The 18,985-nt window shown below is 70.6% G+C and carries 15 protein-coding genes and 1 riboswitch; of the genes, 5 read left to right on the top strand and 10 right to left on the bottom strand.

Annotated features, from left to right (window positions below):
- Nucleotides 1-59: 59 nt before the first annotated feature.
- Nucleotides 60-1,838, bottom strand: a complete 1,779-nt coding sequence (locus NS184_RS11225) for an ABC transporter ATP-binding protein (protein ID WP_058726203.1) — start codon at nt 1,836-1,838, stop codon at nt 60-62.
- 116 nt (nt 1,839-1,954) lie between these two features.
- On the opposite strand from NS184_RS11225, the gene NS184_RS11220 reads away from it, so the two are divergent.
- Nucleotides 1,955-2,584 carry a PH domain-containing protein gene (locus NS184_RS11220; protein ID WP_083513635.1) on the top strand — a complete coding sequence of 210 codons (630 nt, stop codon included), beginning with the start codon at nt 1,955-1,957 and terminating at the stop codon, nt 2,582-2,584.
- 14 nt (nt 2,585-2,598) lie between these two features.
- Here NS184_RS11220 and NS184_RS11215 read toward each other — a convergent pair whose 3' ends face one another.
- From NS184_RS11215 to NS184_RS11205, 3 genes are all read right to left on the bottom strand, one after another.
- A complete protein-coding gene (locus NS184_RS11215) occupies nt 2,599-3,615 on the bottom strand; it encodes an ABC transporter permease (protein WP_083513634.1) in 1,017 nt (338 codons plus the stop codon).
- 70 nt (nt 3,616-3,685) lie between these two features.
- Nucleotides 3,686-5,209, bottom strand: coding sequence for an ABC transporter permease (locus tag NS184_RS11210; protein WP_058726201.1), 1,524 nt, complete (start codon nt 5,207-5,209; stop codon nt 3,686-3,688).
- Nucleotides 5,210-5,449: 240 nt separating this feature from the next.
- Nucleotides 5,450-7,213 carry an ABC transporter family substrate-binding protein gene (locus NS184_RS11205; RefSeq protein ID WP_058726200.1) on the bottom strand — a complete coding sequence of 588 codons (1,764 nt, stop codon included), beginning with the start codon at nt 7,211-7,213 and terminating at the stop codon, nt 5,450-5,452.
- 317 nt (nt 7,214-7,530) lie between these two features.
- Between NS184_RS11205 and NS184_RS11200 the strand changes: the two genes are divergently transcribed.
- On the top strand, nt 7,531-9,570 hold the full coding sequence (locus NS184_RS11200) for a S9 family peptidase (RefSeq protein WP_058726199.1): 2,040 nt from the start codon (nt 7,531-7,533) through the stop codon (nt 9,568-9,570).
- Nucleotides 9,571-9,657: 87 nt separating this feature from the next.
- Here the strand turns inward: NS184_RS11200 and gcvP are convergent, their stop codons facing one another.
- From gcvP to gcvT, 3 genes are read right to left on the bottom strand one after another with little or no spacing between them, the layout of a single operon-like run.
- The gene (gene gcvP / locus NS184_RS11195) at nt 9,658-12,600 is read right to left on the bottom strand and encodes an aminomethyl-transferring glycine dehydrogenase (RefSeq protein WP_058726198.1); all 2,943 of its coding nucleotides are present in this window, start codon (nt 12,598-12,600) and stop codon (nt 9,658-9,660) included.
- Nucleotides 12,597-12,974 (bottom strand): glycine cleavage system protein GcvH, encoded by a 378-nt coding sequence (gcvH, locus tag NS184_RS11190; RefSeq protein WP_058726197.1) that lies wholly within the window; start codon nt 12,972-12,974, stop codon nt 12,597-12,599. The genes gcvP and gcvH overlap by 4 nt, the downstream gene beginning before the upstream one ends.
- Before the next feature lie 4 nt (nt 12,975-12,978).
- Nucleotides 12,979-14,094, bottom strand: a complete 1,116-nt coding sequence (gene gcvT / locus NS184_RS11185) for a glycine cleavage system aminomethyltransferase GcvT (protein WP_058726196.1) — start codon at nt 14,092-14,094, stop codon at nt 12,979-12,981.
- Nucleotides 14,095-14,262: 168 nt separating this feature from the next.
- A riboswitch (glycine riboswitch) is annotated at nt 14,263-14,362 on the bottom strand.
- Nucleotides 14,363-14,467: 105 nt separating this feature from the next.
- Between gcvT and NS184_RS11180 the strand changes: the two genes are divergently transcribed.
- Genes NS184_RS11180 through NS184_RS11170 form a run of 3 tightly spaced genes read left to right on the top strand, consistent with a single transcriptional unit; the run spans nt 14,468 to nt 16,090 of the window.
- Nucleotides 14,468-14,842 carry a BlaI/MecI/CopY family transcriptional regulator gene (locus tag NS184_RS11180; RefSeq protein ID WP_058726195.1) on the top strand — a complete coding sequence of 125 codons (375 nt, stop codon included), beginning with the start codon at nt 14,468-14,470 and terminating at the stop codon, nt 14,840-14,842.
- 12 nt (nt 14,843-14,854) lie between these two features.
- Nucleotides 14,855-15,595 carry a M56 family metallopeptidase gene (locus tag NS184_RS11175; RefSeq protein ID WP_058726194.1) on the top strand — a complete coding sequence of 247 codons (741 nt, stop codon included), beginning with the start codon at nt 14,855-14,857 and terminating at the stop codon, nt 15,593-15,595.
- A 12-nt stretch (nt 15,596-15,607) separates the two neighbouring features.
- On the top strand, nt 15,608-16,090 hold the full coding sequence (locus tag NS184_RS11170) for an FBP domain-containing protein (protein ID WP_058726193.1): 483 nt from the start codon (nt 15,608-15,610) through the stop codon (nt 16,088-16,090).
- A gap of 38 nt (nt 16,091-16,128) precedes the next feature.
- On the opposite strand, the gene NS184_RS11165 is transcribed toward NS184_RS11170, so the two are convergent.
- The 3 genes from NS184_RS11165 to NS184_RS11155 form a co-directional block, all read right to left on the bottom strand.
- Nucleotides 16,129-16,965 (bottom strand): alpha/beta fold hydrolase, encoded by an 837-nt coding sequence (locus NS184_RS11165; protein ID WP_058726192.1) that lies wholly within the window; start codon nt 16,963-16,965, stop codon nt 16,129-16,131.
- Between the two features lie 67 nt (nt 16,966-17,032).
- Nucleotides 17,033-17,746, bottom strand: a complete 714-nt coding sequence (locus NS184_RS11160; RefSeq protein WP_058726191.1) for an alpha/beta fold hydrolase — start codon at nt 17,744-17,746, stop codon at nt 17,033-17,035.
- A gap of 37 nt (nt 17,747-17,783) precedes the next feature.
- Nucleotides 17,784-18,722: a helix-turn-helix domain-containing protein gene (locus tag NS184_RS11155; protein ID WP_058726190.1), complete on the bottom strand. Its 939-nt coding sequence runs from the start codon at nt 18,720-18,722 to the stop codon at nt 17,784-17,786.
- Between the last annotated feature and the right edge of the window lie 263 nt (nt 18,723-18,985).

Genomic DNA, 18,985 nt, shown 5'->3' with positions numbered 1-18,985 from the left:
GGATGCGGAACGCCCCCTGACACCGAGCCGGTGTCAAGGGGCGTTCTGCGCGTCCAGCGCTACTCGTCCGAGCCGGCCGCGAGGATCTGACGACGCAGCTCGCGCCGCTCACGCTGGACGTCGGGATCCGGCAGCGGCACCGCGGCGATGAGCCGCTGGGTGTACGGGTCCTGCGGGTCGCGGAGGATCTGGTCGCGCGTGCCGACCTCGGCCAGGTGCCCGTGGTGGAGCACGGCGATCCGGTCGGCGAGGACGTCGATGACCGCGAGGTCGTGCGTGACGAAGAGGCACGCGAAGCGGAACTCGCGCTGGAGGTCCTTGAGGAGCTCGAGCACCGTCGCCTGCACCGAGACGTCGAGGGCCGAGGTCGGCTCGTCGGCGATGAGCAGCTTCGGGCGGAGGGCGAGCGCCCGGGCGATGCCGATCCGCTGCTTCTGCCCGCCGGACAGCTCGTGCGGGAAGCGCGTGGAGTACGACGTGGGCAGCCGCACCGCCTCGAGCAGGGACTCGACCTCGCGCTCGAGCTCGCGGCCCTTCATGCCCTTGGCGAGCAGCAGCGGCTCGCCGATGGACTGGCCGATCGTCATGCGCGGATTGAGCGACGACGAGGGGTCCTGGAAGACGATGCCGGCGTTCTGGTGGACCTTCCGGACGAGCGAGCGGGTCGGCTTCGACAGGTCGACGCCGGTCACCTCCAGCCCGCCGGAGGTGATCGGCAGCAGGCCGATCGCCGCGCGGCCGAGGGTCGACTTGCCCGAACCGGACTCGCCGACGAGACCGACGACCTCGCCCTCGTGGACGGAGAGGTCGACACCGTCGATCGCGCGGAACGCCTTGACGCGGCCGCGGCCCGGGTACTCGATGACGACGTTCGAGAACTCGAGCACGGCCGGGCCGAGCGTCGCGACGACGTCGGTGTGGAGCGCCGGCTCCGCGCCGACGTGCACGGGGGCGTCGCTCTCGACGACGGACTCGAGCGTCTCGGTCAGGTCGATCACGGTGTCACCGGCCTGGCCGAGGCGCGGGACCGCGTCGAGGAGCGTCCGGGTGTACTCGTGCTTCGGTCCCGCGAAGACGTCCCGGACGGAACCGGTCTCGACGGCGACGCCCTGCTGCATCACCACGATCCGGTCCGCGAGGTCCGCGACGACGCCCATGTCGTGGGTGATCAGCAGGACCGCGCTGCCGAGCTTGCCGGCGAGGTCGCGGATGAGGTCGAGGATCTCCGCCTGCACCGTCACGTCGAGGGCCGTGGTCGGCTCGTCGGCGATGAGCAGCTTCGGGTCGCAGGAGATCGACTGCGCGATCATGGCGCGCTGCCGCTGACCGCCGGAGAGCTGGTGCGGGTACGAGTCGAACGCCTTCTGCGGGTCGGGCATCTCCACGAGCGTCAGCAGCTCGATGGCGCGGTCCTTCGCCTCGCTCGGCGAGATGCCGTAATGGATGCGGAGGGTCTCGACGATCTGCGAACCGACGGTGAAGACCGGGTTCAGGGCAGTCATCGGCTCCTGGAAGATGACCGCGATCTCCTTGCCGCGGTACTCCCGGAGCTGCGCCGACCGGAGGCCGAGGAGCTCCTTGCCGTTGAACTCGATCGAGCCGTCCACGCGGGCGTTCCGGGGCAGGAGCCCGAGGATCGACATCGAGCTCACGGACTTGCCCGAGCCGGACTCACCGACCAGGGCGAGGACCTCACCCGAGCGGATCTCGTACGAGAGCTTCTTGACGGCCGGGGTCCAGACGTCGTCGACCGCGAAGTCGACGTCGAGTCCGGAGACCTTGACGACGGGGGTGCTGGTGGCGGCCGGGGTGGTGGCCGCGGAGGCGGGCGTGCTCAACGACGTCCGGTCCTTTCCCGACCGCTCGTGGCGGCCGCGTGGGTGGTGTTGGTGGAGCGCTGACGACGGAGCGGCAGGCGTCGGGCCACGGGGCCCCGACCTGCGACGATGGAGGCATGCCTGCTTCCCCGTCGACGCGCGATGTGTTCGTGTCCAAGTTCAACCGCGGTCTCGCGATCGCGCTCTGGCTGATCGTGGCCCTGCTCTTCGCCACGACGACCGCGACCGACACGACCTGGTCGGACCGGGCCCTCGCCGTCGTGCCGGCACTGTTCGGACTCGCGCTCGGCTGGATCGTGCTCTGGCGACCGCGGATGACCGTCGACGACGACGGCATCGAGGTCGTCAACGTGTTCCACACCGTGCGCGTTCCGTGGGCCGCCCTCGTGCACGTCGACACCCGGTTCGCGCTGACCCTGGTCACGCCGAACCGACGGGTCTCGGTGTGGGCCGCGCCCGCGCCGGGCCGTGCCGGCGTCGCCCTCGCCCGTCGCCAGGAGCAGCGCCACGGCCGCAGTGTCCCTGATCTCGACGGCGGACACCGTCGGGCGGGCGACCTGTTGTCCACGGCCTCGGGGGACGCCGCGTACCTCGTCCGTTACCGCTGGGAGGAACTCCGCGAACGCGACGCGATCGAGCTCGGCACGGCCGACGCCGTGCGCGTGCCGGTCACGCTGCACTGGGCGTCGATCGTGCTGCTCGCAGCGACCGCCGTCGGCGGCTGGTTCGCCGTCGCGGCGCGCTAGGAGGGTGGCGCTCGTCACGCGCTGATCATCTCCGAGCCGGCGCTGTTCTGCGGCTCGCGCGTCTTGCGGAGGCTGAACCGCTTCGAGCGCGGGTCGAACGCGTCGCGCAGGCCGTCACCGATGAAGTTCACGCAGAGCGCGAGCAGCACGATGAACGAGGCCGGCCACCAGAACAGGTACGGGCGGGTCTGGAACGCCGACTGGTTCTGGCTGATGAGCAGGCCGAGCGAGGAGTCCGGCGCCTTGATGCCGTAGCCGAGGTAGCTCAGGGCCGTCTCGAGCAGGATCGCGGACGCGATCAGCAGCGTCGCGGAGACGATGATGACGCCGATCGCGTTCGGCAGGATGTGGCGGAAGATGATCCGCGCGTCGGACGCTCCGGCGACCCGGGCCGCTTCGACGAACTCGCGCTCACGGAGCGAGAGGAACTCGGCGCGGACGAGTCGAGCGATGACCATCCACGACACCAGGCCGAGCAGGAGCGCGAGGCCCCAGGCGCCCAGGCCGTTCGCCGTCTTGCCCACCACGGCGCCGATGACGATCGCGGGGATGACGATGAAGATGTCGGTGATGCGCATGAGCACTGCGTCGACGGTGCCGCGGAAGTAGCCCGCGATCGCACCGACGACGACGCCGATGAACGTGGCGAACAGGCCGATCACGATCATGACGAGCACCGAGTTCTGGATCCCGCGCATCGTCAGGGCGAAGTAGTCCTTGCCGATGCGGTCCTGTCCGAACGGATGGTCGGCCGTGGGCGCGCCGCCGTCCTGCAGCGTCTCGAGCGCCTTGTACGAGTAGTGCCACCAGCCCGGGATCGGGCCGAGGCCGACCGCGGACACGGCGAAGAGCAGCACGATGACGTACACGATGAGTGCGATGACCGCGAGCTTGTTGCTGAGGAAGCGGCGGAGGATGATCCGCCCCTGGCTCTCGCCGACGCGGTTCTCGTGCGACTCGGGGGTCTGGCCGACGTCGGTGCCGTCGCCGATGTTGGGCTCGAGCGGTGCGCCGCCCTGGATGGTGCTCATCGGTGGTCCTCCTGGAGGTGCAGGTCCGTCTGGCAGGTCGTGCCCGTGCCCGTGCGGGTCCGAGCGGCGGTCACCGGACACGCACCCGCGGGTCGAGGGCCGAGTAGGCCAGGTCGGCGAGGAAGTTGAACGCGATCGCCGTGATGGCGATGACGAGGAAGTACCCCATCACCGGGTTCACGTCGGTGATCGACAGTCCGCTGTTGAAGAGGTTGCCCATACCCGAGATGGCGAAGACGTTCTCGGTGATGATCGCCCCACCGAGGAGCGCCCCGATGTCGGTGGCGACGAGCGTCGCGATCGGGATGAGCATGTTTCGGAGGGCGTGGCGCACGATGACCGTGCGCTCCGGGAGGCCCTTGGCCCGTGCCGTCCGGACGTAGTCCTGGTCGAGCACCTCGAGCATGCCCGACCGTGAGTACCGGGTGTAGCTCGCGAAGCTGATGAGCAGCAGCGAGATCGTCGGCAGCAGCAGGTGGGTGTACGTGTCGATCCCGGTGATCCAGAAGTCGCCGGTCAGACCGGGCGTCTGGGAGCCGACGGTCGCGATCGGGCGGGACACGTAGTTCTGCGTGTAGTCGACCCAGGAGCGCATGAAGCGGTCGAGCAGGATCACACCGGCGCTGAGGAACGCGGTGAGCGCACCGATGCGCATCATCAGCCCACGGTCGTGGCCGCCGACGAGGAAGCCCGAGATCAGGCCGACCGCGATGGTGGCGACCGCGAGGATCGCGATCGTGCCCGCGGACGAGATGTTGAGCAGGCCCTGCAGCGCGAAGTAGCAGATGATCGCGACGAGCACGTTGATGCCGCCGACGAGCCACGCGCGACGGTTCTTCGTACCGGCGAGCAGCGTCACCATCGCCAGGCCGATACCGGCGCTGAAGAGGATCACGAAGACCGGACCGAGCGACGGGTCGGTGAACCAGCCCGTGGCCTGCATGAGCAGGAGCATCCCGGCGGTCACGACCGCGCTGATCGCGAACACGACCAGGCGGCGCTTCAGGATGCCGCCGACGATCAACTGGATCACGAGACCGACGACGACGGCGATCACGACGAGGTTGGCCGGCGGGATCTTGGGGTCCGCGAGGAAGTTGTTGTAGTCGAGCGCGATGAACGACTTCAGGAGCACGGCCATCAGGAACGACGGCAGCGAGTACAGGAAGAAGCTGACCAGGGTGATGGAGTAGTCGAACCCCGAGTAGACGCGGAGCGCGGTGACGACGCCGAGACCGATGCCGAAGATGATCGCCAGGATGAACGAGAACGTCACCAGCTGGATCGTCGAACCGACGGCCTGCGGGAGGAGCTGCGCCACGGGCTGGTTGGTGAAGGTCGTGCCGAGATCGCACTGACCGATGACGCACTTGCCGACGCCGCTGATCCACAGGCCCCAGCGGAGCGGCGGGATGAGGTCGAGGTGCTGCGCCGCGACCCGCGCCGCGATGAGCTGCTCACGGTTCGGTGAGTTGCTGCTCTGGAGGTCCTGCAGGGGGTTCCCCGCGATCGCCGCCAGGTTGTACATGATGAACGACGCGGCGATCAGGATGAGGATCGAGACGAGGATCCGTCTCGCGATGAAACTCACCATGGGCGGTGGTGCCTCTCCGGTGTGGTGGTTCGAGCTGCTGGTCCCCCGATCGGGCGACCCGAGCAGCAAGGGTACTTGGTCCCGAGGCACGGTCGTCTTCGACGATGCTCAGCGGGGTCGGCCGGTTCGCGGCCGGAGTCGGTGTGCCGATGGGTTGTGTGCCCGGCTCACGGGAGGGCGCCGGACTCGACGAGTCCGGCGCCCCCTTCGTGTGTGGTGCTGATCAGCAACCGGTCAGGATCACTTGGTCCAGTCCCAGACGTTCCAGAAGATGCCCGTCTGGCCGCCGAAGTACTCGACGCCCTTGAGGTTCGAACCCGTGGCGAAGAGGCCGGGGCTCTGGAACAGGGGCAAACCGTACGCCTTGTCGAACGCGATCTTGTCGATCTGCATCTTCATGTCGTTCAGCTTGGACTCGTCCAGCGTCGTCTGCGTCTCGACGGCGAGCTTCGAGGCGGTGGCGTCGGCGAACTTGTTGTAGTTGCCCGAGTTGTTCGTCTGGAACAGCTGCGGGATCGCGGCGTTGCCGGCACCCGGGTTGACCCAGCCGAAGATCGACGCGTCGTAGTCGCCACCGGTGAGGAGCGAGGACCACTCCGGCGAACCGCCGTCGACGACCTTGATGCCCGCCTTGGCGGCCGAGGCCTGGATCGCCTGGAACGTGTCCACGCGGTTCGGGTTCTCGGTGTTGTAGAGGATCTTGACGGTCGGGGTGGCGCCGTTCAGGAGCTTCTTGGCGGCGTCGATGTCGACCTTGCTGTACTCGGACGAGTCGTTGTTCTTGACGCTCTCGTCGTAGCCGTCCTGACCCGGCAGGTAGAGCTGCGAGTCGAGGACCTTGGCGTTCTTGCTGATCGGGGTGACGATCGAGTTCAGGATCTGCTCGCGCGGGATCGTGAGCAGGAAGGCCTTGCGGACGTTCTCGTCCTTGAACACGGACGAGCCGAAGTTCAGGTCGAGGTGGTCGTAGGCGACCTGCGAGCCCTCGATGGTCTTCACGCCGGAGGCCGCGTCGAGCGCCTTCACCGTGTCGGCCGAGGCCTGCGGCTGGATCGCGTCGACCTCGCCGTTCTGGAGGGCCGTCACCTGTGCGTTGGCGTCACCGATGAAGCGGATGACGAGCTTGCCGAACTTGACCTTGTGCTCGCCCGTGTACTCGGGGTTCGGGACGAGGGTCATCGACTGCTTCGGGGTCCACGCGGAGACCATGAGCGGGCCGCCCGAGACGAGCAGCTTCTTGTCGCTCGGCAGGCTGGTCTTGTCGTAGCCGGTGTTGACGAAGTCGGCGACCTTCTTGAGGACCGAGTTCGCGGCGGCGGGCTTCGACGGGTCACCCGCGGGGGTGTCCTTGAGCGCCGTGAGGAGGTCGTCCACCGTGGTGCCGGCCTCTTCCGCGACGACGTGCGCCGGGAACTGGATCGGGTTCACGAGCTGCCAGTCGACGTACGGCTTCTTGTACGTGATGGTGATGGAGTCCTTCGTGATGTCCGAGGGGTAGTCCGTCTGGAACGGAGCAGCCGCCGCGAGCGTGAAGTACTGCGTGCCGCTCGTCACCTTGCCGGTCGACTCGTCCTGCGTGTACGAGTCGTAGTAGCCGGAGTTCTGCGCCCAACCCAGGAGGAGGTCGTCAGAGGTGATCGCCTTGCCGTCGGACCACTTCGCGTCCTTGTTCAGCGTGTACTTGACCGTCAGCGGGTCGTCCTTGACCTTCTCGACCGTGCCGAGGTCCGTGTTCGGCGTGATCTTGTAGTCCGACCCCAGCGTCACGAACTGCGGCTGGGTCATGTAGTTGAGCATCCCGTTGATGTCGAGGTTGCTCTGCGGCGTGTTGAAGTTGAACGACGAGGGGTTGTTCACCTGCGCGACGGTGATGGTCTTGTTCGACGCCGAACCCGACTCGTTCGCGCTGGGAGAAGTGGTGCAACCGGCGAGGGCGATCGCTGCCGCCCCGGCCAGGGCGACGGCGCCGAGCAGCTGGCGCCCTCGCTTCTTGGTGATGTTCACTCTGTGATCCTCCTGATGGAATGTGACCGAACACGTCAGGAGGCAGGCTCCACGGCGCGTTCGCAAGAACCATAGGTGTCCGTCGGAGAGGCCTCAAAATCCCGGAAGAAGTTGTTACACACCGGAAACGTGCGCTGCGGATCGTTGCGTGAGACTGTGGAAACCTGCGTCTACGGGGCAAGATGCGCAACGTGGGTGCTTGACGTCGCCCGCGATTGTCCGCAGTCTTGCGGACATGCCTCCGTGGGTGAACGGCTGAGGAACGCTCGGCGGCCAGTTCCGGACGTGTCGGACGGCGAGGGCCGTAGCGTGGCAGCGTGCTCGCCAACGACATCCCTCACCTCCACGTCCCTTCCTCCCCGACGCTCTCCGGCGACCCGCGGACCGGGGGTGCTGCCTTCGTCTCGGTGACCCGCCCGGACCTCGACGCGGACGCGTACCGCACGACCGTCGAGCAGGTGACCGGGTCCGGGCCCGTCCGCTGGACCGCGGGCGACCGTGACTCCGCTCCGGTGCTCTCGCCCGACGGCCGGTCGATCGCCTTCCTCCGGGTCGTCGCGGACGAGCACGGAGCAGACCGTCCGCAGGTCGCGGTCGCACCCGTCGACGGCGGCGAGGCGCGTGTCGTCACCGCACTGCCGCTCGGCGCCGGCGCCCCGGTCTGGTCGCCCGACTCCACGCGCGTCGCCGTGACGGCCCGCTTCCCCGAGCCGGGTCGGTACGGATCCGCGGTGACCGGCGACGAGGACCGACGCCCGGCCTCCGCCGCCGAGGCTCCGCGGCTGATCACGCGTCTCGACTTCCACGTCGACGGCGCGGGCTACCTGCTCGACAAGCCGCAGCAGGTGGTCGTCGTCGACGTGACCGACCGTGACGCCGAGCCGGTCCGGACCGCACTGACGAGCACGACCTGCTCGCTGGGCTCCCCCGTCTGGTACCCGGACGGCAACGCCCTCCTCGTCGTCGCGCCCCGCGACCTCGGCGAGCGGGAGACCCATGACGACGATCTCTACCGCGTCGACGTGGCTGACGGCTCCCTGACGCTCGCGATCCGTTCCGAGGGGTCGATCGGCTCCGTGGCGGTCGGCGACGCCGGCTCCGTCTACTACACGGGCGCGTCACACGCCGACGGCCAGCTCGTCGCGGAGCCGCAGGGCCTCTGGCGCGCCGACCACGGATCGGACCCGGTGCGCCTCACCGCGCGGGAGACCGTGGAGGTGACCGGAACACCCGTCGTGCACGGCGAGGACGTCCTCGTCGCGGTGCTCGACCGCGGCACGGTCGGCGTCCGCCGAGTCCCCGGCAGCGCGGACGGTCCGCTCGGCCTCGACGACCTCGAGGTCGTCCTCGGTGGCCACCTCGTCGTGTCGGACTTCGACGTCGCCGGCGACGTGCTGCTGGCGACGGCCGCGACCACCGACTCCCCCGGCGAGGTCCTGGTCGTCGACCTCGCCCGCGGCGCGAGCGCCGAGCCGACCGACGACGCGAGCGGCGAGCCGACCGACGACGCGAGCGGCGAGCCGACCGTCCTGACGGACTACGCGGCACCCCTTCGCGAGGCGGCGTCCGCTCCCGGCGTCCGGCGCATCGAGGAGCTCACCGGCACCTCCGCCGACGGCACCCCGGTCCACGGCTGGGTCGTGCTGCCGGAGGGCGACGGCCCGCACCCGGTGCTCCGCGTCGTGCACGGCGGCCCGTTCGGCCAGGACACCTGGGCGTTCTTCGACGAGGCGCAGGTGTACGCGAGCGCCGGCTACGCCGTCGTGATCGGCAACCCCCGCGGATCCGGCGGCTACGGCCTCGACCACGGCCGCGCGGTGATCGGCGCCATGGGCACCGTCGACGTGGACGACGTGCTCGCCCTCCTCGACGCAGCGCTCGAACGGCCGGACCTCGATGCGAGCCGCGTCGGCATCATGGGCGGCTCGTACGGCGGCTTCATGACGAGCTGGGTCGCCGCCCACCACGGCGAGCGGTTCGTCGCAGCGTGGAGCGAGCGTGCGGTCAACGCCTGGGACTCCTTCGCGGGCAGTTCCGACATCGGCTGGTTCTTCGCCGACGCGTACGTCGGGGCCGACCCGGAGGAGCAGCGTCGCCGCAGCCCGCTGACGTACGCCGATCAGGTCTCGATCCCGTTCATGGTCGCGCACTCCGAGGAGGACTGGCGCTGCCCGATCGAGCAGGGCCACCGGCAGTTCGTCGCGCTCAAGCGGGCGGGCGTCGACGCGTCGCTCCTCGTGTTCCCGGGTGAGGGGCACGAGCTCTCCCGCTCGGGGCGTCCGCGTCACCGGGTGCAGCGCTTCGAGCACGTCCTCGACTGGTGGGCGCAGCACCTGCCCGTCTCGCCGGTCGCCTGACGCTGATGACGACGAACGGGAGGCCCGTGGCGGATCCGCCACGGGCCTCCCGTGTGTTCACTGGTGCGTCGCGGACGACGCGGCTCGCTACGCGAACGCCTCGACCGGCGGGCAGGCGCACACCAGGTTGCGGTCGCCGTACGCCTGGTCGATGCGGCGCACCGGCGGCCAGTACTTCCTGGTGCTGATGCCCGGCAGGGGGTACACGGCCTGCTCCCGGGTGTAGGCGTGCGACCACTCCCCCGAGATCACCGACGAGGCGGTGTGCGGCGCGTGCACGAGCGGGTTGTCCTCCGCGCTCCACTCGCCCCGCTCGACGGCCGCGGCTTCGGCACGGATCGCGAGCATCGCGTCGACGAAGCGGTCGAGCTCCGCGAGGTCCTCGCTCTCGGTCGGCTCGACCATGAGCGTCCCGGCCACCGGGAACGACATCGTCGGCGCGTGGAACCCGTAGTCGACGAGGCGCTTCGCGACGTCGTCCACGGTGATGCCCGTGCTGTCGCGGAGCGGCCGGAGATCGAGGATGCACTCGTGCGCGACGAGCCCGTCCTGCCCCGTGTAGAGGACCGGGTAGGCGTCGCGGAGCCGCGCGGCGATGTAGTTCGCCCCGAGCACGGCGGCCTCGGTCGCACGCGTGAGCCCCTCGAGGCCCATCATGCGGACGTACGTCCACGTGATGGGCAGGATGCTCGGGCTGCCGTACGGCGCGCTCGACACCGGGCCGCCGGCGTGCGCGAGACGTCCGTCCGCGTCCGCCTCGGTGGCGCCGGAGCGACGGTCGGCCTGCTGCGCCATCGGGTGGCCGGGCAGGTACGGCGCGAGGTGCGCCTTCGCCGCGACCGGCCCGACGCCCGGGCCGCCGCCGCCGTGCGGGATGCAGAAGGTCTTGTGGAGGTTGAGGTGCGAGACGTCGCCCCCGAAGTCGCCGAACCGGGCGTGGCCGAGCAGGGCGTTGAGGTTCGCGCCGTCGACGTACACCTGGCCACCGGCGTCGTGCACGGCGGCAGTGATGTCGGTGATGTCGTGCTCGTACACACCGTGCGTCGACGGGTACGTGATCATCAGCGCGGCGAGCTGGTCCCCGTGCTGCGCGGTCTTCGCCCGGAGGTCGTCGAGGTCGACGTTGCCGTCGTCGTCGCACGCCACGACGACGACCCGCATGCCGGCGAGGACCGCCGACGCCGCGTTCGTGCCGTGTGCGCTCGACGGGATGAGGCAGACCGTGCGCTCGGTGTCGCCGTTCGCGAGGTGGTACCCGCGGATCGCGAGGAGACCCGCCAGCTCACCCTGGCTGCCTGCGTTCGGCTGCAACGACACGGTGTCGTACCCGGTGACCTCGGCGAGCCAGGACTCGAGGTCGCCGATCATGTCGAGGTACCCGGCGACGTCCTCGGCCGGCGCGAACGGGTGCACGTTCGCGAACTCGGGCCACGTCACCGCGGCCATCTCGGTCGCCGCGTTGAGCTTCATCGTGCAGCTGCCGAGCGGGATCATGCCGCGGTCGAGCGCGTAGTCCTTGTCGGACAGGTGCTTGAGGTACCGCATCATCCGCGTCTCGCTGCGGTGCGCGCTGAAGACCGGGTGCGTGAGGTACTCGCTGCTGCGCAGCAGACCGGCCGGGAGGCCCGTGGCCGCGTCCCGCACGGCGGTCTCCGTCGCGGGGACGGTCGCGTCCACCGCACCGAACACGGCGGCGAGCGCCGCCACGTCGTCCGGCGTGGTGGTCTCGTCGACGGACACCTGGAGCGTGTCGGCTTCGACGAGGTGCAGGAGGTATCCACGGTCGCGGGCAGCGCGGACGAGCGCCTCCGCACGACCGGGCGCGCGGAGGGTGACGGTGTCGAACCACGCGTCGTGCACGACCTCGAGACCGGCCCCGCGAGCGGCGTCGGCGAGCGCGGACGTCGTGCGGGCGACCCGGTCGGCGATGAAGCGGAGCCCCTCGGGTCCGTGGTAGACGGCGTACATCGACGCCATGACCGCGAGGAGCACCTGCGCGGTGCAGATGTTGCTCGTGGCCTTCTCGCGGCGGATGTGCTGCTCGCGGGTCTGCAGGCTGAGCCGGTAGGCCATCTGTCCGTCGGCGTCGAAGGAGACCCCGACGAGCCGGCCGGGCAGCTGGCGCTCGAGCCCGGCACGGACGGCGAGGTACCCCGCGTGCGGGCCGCCGAAGCCGAGCGGCACGCCGAAGCGCTGGCTCGTGCCCACGGCGACGTCGGCGCCGAGGTCGCCCGGGCTGGCGAGGAGCGTCATCGCGAGGAGGTCAGCGGCGACGACCGCGATGCCCCCACCCGCGTGGACGCGCTCGATCGTGGTGCTCGGGTCGACGATGCGACCGGAGGCGCCCGGGTACTGCAGGACCACGCCGAACGCGCCCTCGAGCTGCTCGTCGGTCGGGCCGTCGGCGGCGTCGAACGTGCGGAGCGCGATGCCCACGGCGTCGGCGCGGTGGTCGAGCAGCGCACGGGTCTGCGGCAGGAGGTCGGCGTCGACGAGGAACGCGTCGCCCTTGACCTTCGAGGCGCGGCGGGCGAGGAGCATGCCCTCGACGACGGCGGTGCCCTCGTCGAGCATCGACGCGCCGGCGGTGGCCATGCCGGTGAGGTCGGACACCATCGTCTGGAAGTTGATGAGTGCTTCGAGCCGGCCCTGCGAGATCTCCGGCTGGTACGGCGTGTAGGCCGTGTACCAGCTCGGGTTCTCGAGGACGTTCCGCTGGATGACCGCGGGCGTGTGGGTGCCGTGGTACCCGAGGCCGATCATCGCGCGTCGGACGGTGTTGCGGCTGGCCTTCGCGCGGAGCTCGGCGAGCGCCTCGGTCTCCCCGACCGCTGCCGGGATCACCGAGTCCGTGACCGGTGCCGCGTGGATCGACTCCGGGATGGCGGTGCGGACGAGGGCGTCGAGCGACGGCTGCCCGACGACGTCGAGCATGACCTGCTGGTCGGCGCTCGTCGTGCCGATGTGCCGGTCGGCGAAGGACGTCTGGAGGTTCTGCGACGTCGTGAGGTCCTGCTGCACGTCGCTCATGCGAGGGAGGCCCGGTACGCGTCGTGGTCCATGAGGTCCTCGGGGAACGAGGTTCCCTCCACCTTGATCTTCACGAGCCAGCCGGCGCCGAACGGGTCCTGGTTGACGGTGTCGGGGGCGTCGACGACGGCGTCGTTCACCTCGACGACCTCGCCCTCGATCGGGGCGAAGAGCTCGCCCACGCTCTTGGTCGACTCGATCTCGCCGATCTGCTCGCCCGCGGTGGTCGTGGTGCCGACGGCGGGGAGCTCGACGAAGACGACGTCACCGAGCTGGTCGGCGGCGTGGTCGGTGATGCCGACGGTGACGGTGTCGCCCTCGACGAGCAGCCACTCGTGGTCGGCGGTGTACTGGAGTGCGGTCTGGTCGGTCACGGGTTCAGCCTCTCGAAGAACGGCGGTAGAAGGGGAACGGGGTCACGGTGCTGGGGATGGCCGTGCCACGGACGTCGATGTGCAGGACTCGCTCGCCCGCGGACACCGCTTCGAGCGCAGCCGGGTCGACGAAGGCCATCGCGACCGGGTGACCGAGGGTCGGGGACAGCGCCCCGGAGGTGACGGTGCCGACGACCTCGCCGTCGAGGACGACGTCGTAGCCCGCGCGGGGAGCGCGACGACCCTCGGTGACGAGGCCGACGAGCACGCGGGCACCCTCGGCGGGCGAAACGCCGGCTGCACCGACGAAGTCGCCCTCGGTCGCGACGACCCGGTCGAGTCCGGCCTGCGCGGGACGGACGTCGGTGCCGAGCTCGTGCCCGTAGAGGGGCATGCCGGATTCGAGCCGCAGGGTGTCGCGGGCGGCGAGCCCGGCGGGGACGACGCCGCGGTCGGCTCCGGCCTCGAGCAGGGCGTCCCAGATCGACGCTGCGACCTCGGTGTCGCTGTAGATCTCGAAGCCGTCCTCGCCCGTGTAGCCGGTCCGGGCGACGAGCACCTCGGCGCCGTCGAAGAGCGCGTGCAGCACGCGGTAGTAGCGGAGCTCGTCGAGGGGTGTCTCCGGCTGCAGGCGGTCCGCCACCACGAGCGCGTCGAGGGTGCCCGCGGCGGCCGGGCCCTGGATCGCGACGAGCGCGGTCGTGTCGGAGTCGTCGGACACCTCGACGTCGAACCCGTCGGCCCGCGCGGTCAGGGCGTCGACTGCGACGGCACGGTTCGCGGCGTTCGCGACCACGAGGAACACGTGCTCCTCGGTGCGGTAGACGACGAGGTCGTCGAGGATCCCGCCGTCGTCGCCGAGGAGCAGCGAGTACTTCGCCCGGCCGACGGTCATGGCGCCGAAGGACCCGGCGAGCGCGTGGTCGAGGAACGCGACGGCGTCGGGGCCGGTCACACCGACCTCGGCCATGTGGGACAGGTCGAAGACCCCTGCGGCACTGCGGACCGCGTGGTGCTCGGCGAGGTCGGACGAGTAGCGGACCGGCATCCGGTACCCGGCGAAGTCGGTGAAGGTGGCCCCGGCGGCTTCGTGCGCGGCCTCGAGCGGTGATGAACGCATGGCGGAGTTCTCTCGTCCTCGACGACACCCGACGACCGTCGTCGGGTGGGAACTCCCCCTCTGTCATGGGCCTGAGAGTTTCACCGCGGCCCGTGAGGTCCGGCGGCTTTCACCGTGGGCGAGGAGCCGGACCGACCGGGGTCGGGAGCGCCTGCTTTTCAGAGTGGCCTGTCCGTCGCGGTGTTGGACCTGAGAGATTGGCGGGGACGTTGCTCCTTCGGTGCAGGACGCCGGCGAACCGGGGTCCGGCGTCTCCCGCGGCGGGTGATCGGCCGTGCTTCAGTTGTCGCCGTCGAGCATACCGCCGCCGTGTTTCCGGGAGGTGTCGCCGCCGGTTCGACATCTCGTAGAAGCTCCGTCGTAGGATCCTCGGGTGGCAGGACAGCGATCGCGCCCCCGTGGGCAGCTCGAACAGGCGGTGCTCGACGCCCTCTGGTCGGCACCGGACGGGCTCACCGCCCGGCAGGTGCTCGATGCGTTCCCCGAGCCCCGACCCGCGCTGACGACGGTGCTCACGGTCCTCGACCGGCTCGGCCGCAAGGGCCAGGTCGAGCGCGAGCAGCACGACGACGCACCGCTGACCTTCCGCGCGACGAACAGCCGGGAGGAGCAGACCGCCTCGCTCATGTCGAACGCCCTCGCCGCCGCCACCGACCGGGAAGCCGCGCTCCTGCAGTTCACCGGCTCGCTCGCATCGGACGACCTCGACGTCCTCCGCCGCGCCCTCGACGCCCGCTCCCGGGGCTGATCGGCAGCACCCGTGGTCGTCGCCGGAGTCGTCCTGATCGTGCTCGCCCTCGCGGTCGTCGTCCTCGCGCCGCGCGTCCTCACCCGCTCCGCGTGGACGATCGACCACCCCAGGACGGCGCTCGTGTCGTGGTCCGTCGCGGTGCTGCTCGGCGTCGCGGGCTTCGTCGCGGGCATCGCCCTCGTGGTCCTCGCGGACCGTCCCCTCACCGACCTGTTCGGCATCGCCGCCTCGCCGTCGCACGGTCTCAACGTCGGGGTCGCCCTCGTCGCGGTGCTCGCGTTCGTCGTCGCGGTCCGCGTCCGTCCCGGGCCGGAGCACGACGCCGTCCGCGAGGCGATGCGCTCCGGCGCCGCTCCGCACCGCGAGATCGCGGGTGTCCCGGTCGCGCTGGTCGAGGCAGACCACGCACTCGCGTGCGCGGTCCCCGGCCGGGCCGGCGGCGTGCTCGTCAGCACCGGGCTCGCGGACCAGCTCCGCACGGACGAACTGGAGGCCGTGGTCGCCCACGAACGCGCCCACCTGTCCCAGCACCACGCGGTCGCGGTCGCGGTCGCCGAGTCGATCGAACGCGCGGTCCCGTGGGTGCCCGGTGCGCGCGCCATGGCGCGCTCGACGCGCGTCCTCGTCGAGTTCGCCGCGGACGACGCCGCCGCCAGGCGGCTCGGCCGCGACGCGGTCCGCCGGGCCGTCCTCGTGGCGGACGGGACGAGCGCGCTCGGGGTGATCCGCGCCTCCAGGCTGGAGGGTTAGGGTGGCGGCACCGTGAAGCCACTGACCGAAGCAGACATCCGCTCGTCGTTCGTCAACGCCACCCCGGAGGAGCTCGAGCAGCTGCCCATCCCGGGGCTGCACGAGATGCTCTGGGACGAACGCGAGTTCCTCGGGTGGCGCGACCCGCAGGCGGCCCGTCGCGGGTACATCGTGTCGTGGATCGACGACCGACCGGTCGGCATCGTCGTCCGGTCCGCCGGCGGCTCGCTCCGTCCGGGGATCGCGGCGATGTGCTCGTTCTGCCACTCGCCGCAGCCGGCCACGCAGGTCCGTCTCTTCTCGGCCGCCCGCGCCGGGGAGTCCGGCCGGAACGGCAACACGATCGGTTCCTACATCTGCGAGGACCTCGGCTGTTCGATGCTCATCCGCACGGCACCGCCGCACCTCAACCCGCCGGCGACGATCGCGATGCGCGGCGAGGCCCTGCTCCGTCGCGTGCGGAGCTTCACCGAGGACGTCGCGAAGACCGCGTAGCCGGCACAGCGCTGGGCTGCGCCGACCACGCGGCGGACTCACTTCTGGATGAACTCCAGGATGTCCTGGTTGAGGACGTCGGCGTGCGTCGTGAGCAGGCCGTGCGGGTAGCCCTCGTAGATCTTCAGCGTCGCGTCCTGCAGGAGCTCGGCCTGCTTGACGGACGCCGCACGGTACGGGACCACCTGGTCGTCGTCGCCCTGCAGGACGAGCACCGGCACCGTGATCGCCCGCAGGTCCTCGGTCTGGTCGGTCTCCGAGAACGCCTTGATCCCCTCGAGGTGGGCGAGCGCGCTGCCGGTCATGCCCTGACGCCACCAGTTCGCGACGACCGGCTCGGACGGCTCGACACCGGGACGGTCGTACCCGTAGAACGGGCCGGACGCGACGGCCTGGAAGAACTCGGCGCGGTTGGCGGCGAGGGCCTCGCGGAAGCCGTCGAACACCGAGATGTCGGTGCCCTCCGGGTTCGCGTCGGTCTTCAGCATGAGCGGCGGGACCGCTGCCACGAGCACGGCCTTCGCGACGCGCCCCTGGGGCTCGCCGTACTGCGCGACGTAGCGGGCGACCTGGCCACCGCCGGTGGAGTGGCCGACGTGGACCGCCTCGCGCAGGTCGAGGTGCTCGACCACCGCCGAGACGTCGCTCGCGTAGTGGTCCATGTCGTGGCCGGTGTCGATCTGCGAGGAGCGTCCGTGCCCGCGGCGATCGCTCGCGACGACCCGGAATCCCTTCGACAGGAAGAAGAGCATCTGGGCGTCCCAGTCGTCGGACGAGAGCGGCCATCCGTGGTGGAACACGATCGGCTGGGCGTCACGGCTGCCCCAGTCCTTGTAGTAGATCTCGGCACCGTCGTCGGTGGTGATGAAGGCCATGCGTTCGTCTCCGGTCTCTCGTTCGGTGGTGGTCGGTGGGTGCTGGGGTCCCTGCTCTGCTCCGCGCTCAGCCGAGCTCGGCGATCGCGGTCGTGATGACCTCGGTCACCTCGGCGGGGTGCGAGTGCATCACGAGGTGCGGGGCGTCGAGCTCGACGACGGAGCGCAGTCCGGCGCGCTCGTACCCGAAGCGCTCGACGTCCGGGTTGATGGTGTGGTCCGCGGCAGAGACGATGCCCCAGCCCGGCTTCGTCCGCCAGGCGGTGACGGCCGCGGGCTCGCCGAACGCCACCGCGGAGAGCGGTCGCTGCGACACCGCGAGGACCTCGGCGGTCGCCCGGTCGACACCGGCGGCGAACACGTCGGGGAACGCCTCGACGACCACCGAGACGTCGGTGCCCGGCTCGCCGCCGTCGACCGGGTACGGCGCGTACAGGAGGTTCTGGGCGAGGTCCGAGTCCGGGAAGCCGCCCTGCAGCTGTGCCAGGCTCTCCCCTTCCTCGAGCGCGTAGCCCGCGACGTAGACCAGACCGACGACGTTCTCGGCGACCCCGGCCACGGTGATGACGGCCCCGCCGTAGCTGTGCCCGACCAGGAGCACGGGTCCGTCGATCTGCTCGACGACGGCTCGGATCGCGGCCGCGTCACCCGAGAGGCTCCGGTTCGGGACGGCGGGGACGCGGACGGTGAAGCCACGGTCGAGCAGCAGCCGGGTCACTGGCGCGAAGCTCGCGGAGTCGGCGAACGCTCCGTGGACGAGCACGATGGTGGGCGATGTCATGGTGGCGCATCCTCTCGTCGGTGTAATGCCACCGACGCTAGGGGCGCGCGTCCGGGCTGTCGTGCCCCTGCGAGTACCCGGCTCGGTGGCGGGCGAACCGGCTTCCGTCGGTCGGTGTCGTCGGACGTGCCGCCTGCGGTGTGGCGTCCCCCTCCAGCAGGCGTGCCCGGAGGACGGCGAGCGCCCGCTCACCCTCGCTGCCGGGGGCGCCGTAGCAGACGAGCGTGTACAGCCCGGGGTGCGCCTCGAGCACCTGCCACCGCAGGTCGACCCACCCGTGGTCGGGGAAGTAGTTCGGCGCGCGGCCGGACGTCATCGGGTGCGCCTCGTGCCGACGCCACAGATCGGCGAAGTCATCGTCGTCGAGCAACAGCGCGATGATCTCCTGCCAGCGCGGGTCGGAGGGGTTGCCGTAGTAGCGCAGGCGGGAGACGGTCGTCCGCGCACCCTCCGTCCACGACGGCAGCGCCCGGACCTCGGGCGGCGCCTCGAACTGCATGAGCCCGAGGTTGTTGCCGACTTCCATGTACCCGGGTGCGACCGCGCGCATCAGGTCGTTGAGGACGAGGACGTCCTGGTTGCGGTCGATGATGTACGCCGCGGTGTGCTCCCAGAGCGTGATCATCTCGACGAGGTCCGGGGGCGGGGCCTCACCGCGATGGACCTCGTAGGCGGCCTCGGCGCCGGGGAGCGCGAGTCGTTGCAGGTACGCCATGCCCGCGCGGTCGAGGCGGAGCGCCCGGGCGAGCGACGCACACACCTGCAGGGACATCTGGTGTCCGCTGCCCTGTTCCAGTCGGCGGTAGTACTCGACGCTGATGCCTGCGAGCCGCGCGACCTCCTCGCGCCGGAGCCCGGACACGCGTCGTCGCGCATCGGTGGCCAACCCGACGTCGGCCGGGGCGAGCGCCGCCCGCCGCGCACGGAGGAAGCTCGCCAGGGCACTCTGCTCGTGATGTCCGTGCCGGATCTCCACGGTCGGATTCTCGCGGTTCCGGCGTCGGTCGCGCCACCCGCGCCCGTGTCGGGGGACGGCTCGAGCTCCCGAGGTCGGGGGTCGTCGGTACTGTGCGGCCATGGCCTCCCGATTCACCGCCGCGCGCTGGGCCGTCGTGTCCGACGACGGCGACGGTCGCTGGCGCTTGACCGTCACCGACGAGGCCGACGACGACCTCGGCACCATCGGGCTGGGCGTCGAGGGCTCCTGGGAACCCGATGTCGAACCGCACGTGCGGTTCG

This window comes from Curtobacterium luteum (assembly GCF_001475545.1).
GTDB lineage: Bacteria > Actinomycetota > Actinomycetes > Actinomycetales > Microbacteriaceae > Curtobacterium > Curtobacterium luteum_A.
The sequence above is the reverse complement of the archived record's forward strand: the minus strand, read 5'-3'. Positions and strand labels throughout refer to the sequence as shown.